Origin of the sequence: Streptomyces sp. WELS2, assembly GCF_013870595.1 — a bacterium.
In the GTDB taxonomy this organism is placed as follows: Bacteria; Actinomycetota; Actinomycetes; order Streptomycetales; family Streptomycetaceae; genus Streptomyces.
The window spans coordinates 1-3,403 of the sequence record NZ_JACBWZ010000685.1 but is presented as its reverse complement, the minus strand read 5'-3'; the positions used below and the strand labels follow the sequence as shown (position 1 = coordinate 3,403).

Here is a 3,403-nt window from a genome sequence, read left to right as displayed (position 1 = left end):
GGCGCCGGCCTCAGGTCCGGAGCGGTGGTGCGCCCGGGTCGCGGCCGGTCCAGCCGGCCGGGTCACGGGGGCGGTCGGGGTGGCGGTCCCGTACCGCCGCCAGCAGGCACAGCAGGCCCACCGCGGTGAGCGCGGCCAGGTGCTCCTTGCCCGCCAGGTTCTCCTTCAGCAGCACCTCGGCGACCATCGCGAGGGTCACCGCGCCCGCCGTCGCGTACGCGCCGTACCGCCAGCCCACGTACACGGCGAGTCCCACGACCGCCGCCGACGGGCCGGTGTCCACCACCTGCGCGTCGGTCCACGGCAGCCCGAACGGGGCGTGCGCGCCGAGGATGATGCCGAGGCGCGCGTACAGGGTCCCGGCGAGCGTGGCGGCGTAGGCGATGCCCAGCGTCCGCCACCGGCCCAGGCACAGCTCCGCGATCCCGAACACCAGCAGGATCTGCGCCAGCGCCCCCCACACCGGCAGGTCGGGCGCGGGCACGAACAGCGACAGCGGGGTGCGCAGCAGGGCCGGCCCCAGCGGGTCGTCGGCCCGTACGGCGCCCAGGTCCCGCACCAGCGGGTCTCCCCACGGCTGGTTCTGCGCGTAGTGGAGGAACGCCGTCAGGCCCACCGCGACCGTGGTCAGCGGCAGCGCGGCGGGCCCCCGCCGGCGCAGCGGGCCGCGCACGGCGGTGTACAGCGGGCCCCACTCGGCCCGGGCCCAGCGGGCGGGCGTTCTCCTCATGCGATCCTCATCCCCGTACGGTCGTCGGTGCGTTCCGCAGCCGCCTTCGGCGCGGCCGGCCGGGCAGTCCCGGCGCCTCCAGGAACCCCTCCGCGCGGGCCGAGGCGAGGCCGATGCGCGGCAGGTCCGCGGTCTTCTCGAAGAGCAGGAACCGCGGTTCCCAGATGGGCCGGTACTTGGCGTTGGCGCGGTACAGCGACTCGATCTGCCACCAGCGGGAGAAGAAGCCGAGCAGCGACCGCCACAGCCTGAGCACCGGTCCGGCGCCGAGGCGCGCGCCACGTTCGAAGACCGAGCGGAACATCGCGAAGTTGAGCGAGACCTGAGTGATCCCGATCTCGTGGGCGCGCCGCAGCAGTTCGATGATCATGAACTCCATCAGCCCGTTGGCGTCGACGTCCCGCTCCCGCCGCATGAGGTCCAGCGACAGCCCGTGCGGGCCCCACGGCACGAAGGACAGCAGCGCCCGCAGCCGCCCCTCGGCGTCCACGCACTCCAGCATCACGCACCGGCCGTCGCGGGGGTCCCCGAGCCGCCCGAGCGCCATGCTGAAGCCGCGCTCGGTCGCGCCGTCCCGCCAGTCGTCGGCACGCCGCACGAGGTACGCCATCTCGGCCGCCGGGATGTCCTCGTGGCGCCGGACGCGCACCCGGTACCCGGCCCGCCGCACCCGGTTGTACGCCTGCCGGACGGTGCGCATGGCCCGCCCCTCCAGCGTGAACTCGGCGACCTCCACGACCGCCTCGTCCCCGAGCTCCAGCGCGTCCAGGCCGTGCCGGGCGTAGACCGTCCCGGCCTCCTCGCTCGCGCCCATCACCGCCGGGATCCAGCCGTGCGTCCGCGCCTCGGCCAGCCACGGTGCGATGGCCCCCGGCCAGGCCTCCGGGTCCCCGAGCGGGTCCCCGGACGCCAGGCTCACCCCGCCGACGACGCGATAGGCGACGGCGGCCTTCCCGGTCGGGGACCACACCACGCTCTTCTCCCGGCGCAGCGCGAAGTAGCCGAGCGAGTCCCGGTCGCCGTGCCGCTCCAGCAGTTCCCGCAGCCGCTTCTCGTCGTCCTCGGTGAGCGGGTCGACGGCGCGCCGGGAGCGGAAGGCGGCGTACAGCACGGCGAGCAGGAGCGCGGTGCTGAGCACGTTCACCGCCACGTTCGCCCAGTTGGGCGGGTCGATGCCGGGGAAGCGGGACTCGTCGGCCGCCACCGACACCAGCCGCAGGGTGCCGTAGTACCAGCGCTCGGGGAAGGACGAGCGGGCCGCGTCCGGCGCCTGGTTGGTGACGGTCACCAGCAGCCCGGCCAGCAGGCTCGCGACCAGGCCGCCGCCGACGGCCACGGTCGCCGCGAGCCGGGGGTTGGAGCGGTCGCCCTTGGCGTAGAACTCCCGGCGGCCGATGAGCAGCGCGCCCACGAAGGCGGCCGTCAGCGCCAGGGAGATCCAGTTCTGGGCGTACCGGTGGATCTCCGGGAAGGTCATGGCGAACGCGAACAGAACCAGGAAGAGCCCGCTCATCACCAGGTTCAGGATCCACGCGGCCCGTTTGCGGCGGCGCATCGTGATGGCGAGGAAGGCGGTGAGGACACCGGAGGCGAAGCCGGCCGTCAGCAGGTAGGGCGTGAAGAAGTCGTCCTGGTTGTGCCGGCGCACGTCCTGGCCGAGCGTGACCCACACCGCGCTGAGGAAGTTGACGGACGCGACGGTCCGCAGATACCAGACGGCGCACGCGGCGGCCCGCCGGGAAGCCCCGGCGGCCCACCGCGCCTTCGCGCGCCGCACCAGGACGATTCGGGCGTCTCCCATAAGGGATAATCATATCGGTGCGATCACGACAAATCGCACTTTTCGGCACTCTCTGTCCGCCCGTGGCAGCGGCATCACCCCATGGACTGTTCCTTCTCCACGGGCTCCTCCTCGGGCTCCTCGGCCGTCTCCTCCCGCGCCGGCTCCTTCTCGGGCAGCTCCGCGGCCAGCGCGGCGGCGGCCCGCACCAGCGGCAGCGCCAGCAGCGCGCCCACGCCCTCGCCGACCTTCACCCCCTGGTCCAGCAGCGGCTCCAGGGCCATCCGGTCCAGCGCCTTGGCCTGCCCCGGCTCCCCGCTCGCGTGCCCGGCCAGCCACCAGTCCGGCGCCCGGAAGGCGATCCGCTGGGCGACCAGCGCGCACGCGGTGGCCACGACCCCGTCGAGGATCACCGGCAGCCTGCGTACCGCGCACTGCAACAGGAACCCGGTCATCGCCGCCAGGTCCGCCCCGCCCACGGCCGCCAGCAGCTGGAGCTGGTCGCCGAGCACCGGCCGGGCCCGCCGCAGCGCGTCCCGGATCGCCGCGCACTTGCGCATCCACGCCAGGTCGTCGATCGCGACCCCACCGCGCCCGGTCACCACGGACGCGTCGGTGCCGCACAGCGCGGCGATCAGCACCGCCGCCGGCGTGGTCCCGCCCACGCTCACATCGCCGAGCACCACCAGATCGGTGCCCGAGTCGGCCTCCTCGTCGGCGACCGCGACCCCGGCCCGCAGCGCGGCCTCGGCCTCCTCCGGGGTGAGCGCGTCCTCGACGTCGATACGGCCGCTGCCGCGCCGCACCCGGTGCCGCACCACGTCCGGCGGGAAGGAGTCCGGCGGGCAGTCCAGGGCCATGTCCACGACCCGTACCGGCACATCCAGCCGGCG

Annotated in this window: 3 protein-coding genes; all 3 read right to left on the bottom strand. The window is 74.6% G+C overall.

Annotation, left to right across the window (positions count from 1 at the left end):
- Positions 1-10: 10 nt before the first annotated feature.
- Positions 11-730 carry a hypothetical protein gene (locus H5J33_RS28115; protein ID WP_181797641.1) on the bottom strand — a complete coding sequence of 240 codons (720 nt, stop codon included), beginning with the start codon at positions 728-730 and terminating at the stop codon, positions 11-13.
- 7 nt (positions 731-737) lie between these two features.
- Complete coding sequence (locus tag H5J33_RS28110; RefSeq protein WP_181797640.1) at positions 738-2,531, bottom strand: phosphatidylglycerol lysyltransferase domain-containing protein; 1,794 nt, start codon at positions 2,529-2,531, stop codon at positions 738-740.
- A 74-nt stretch (positions 2,532-2,605) separates the two neighbouring features.
- Positions 2,606-3,403, bottom strand: a 798-nt coding sequence (locus H5J33_RS28105; RefSeq protein ID WP_181797639.1) for a nicotinate-nucleotide--dimethylbenzimidazole phosphoribosyltransferase, incomplete at its 5' end; no start/stop codon positions are given.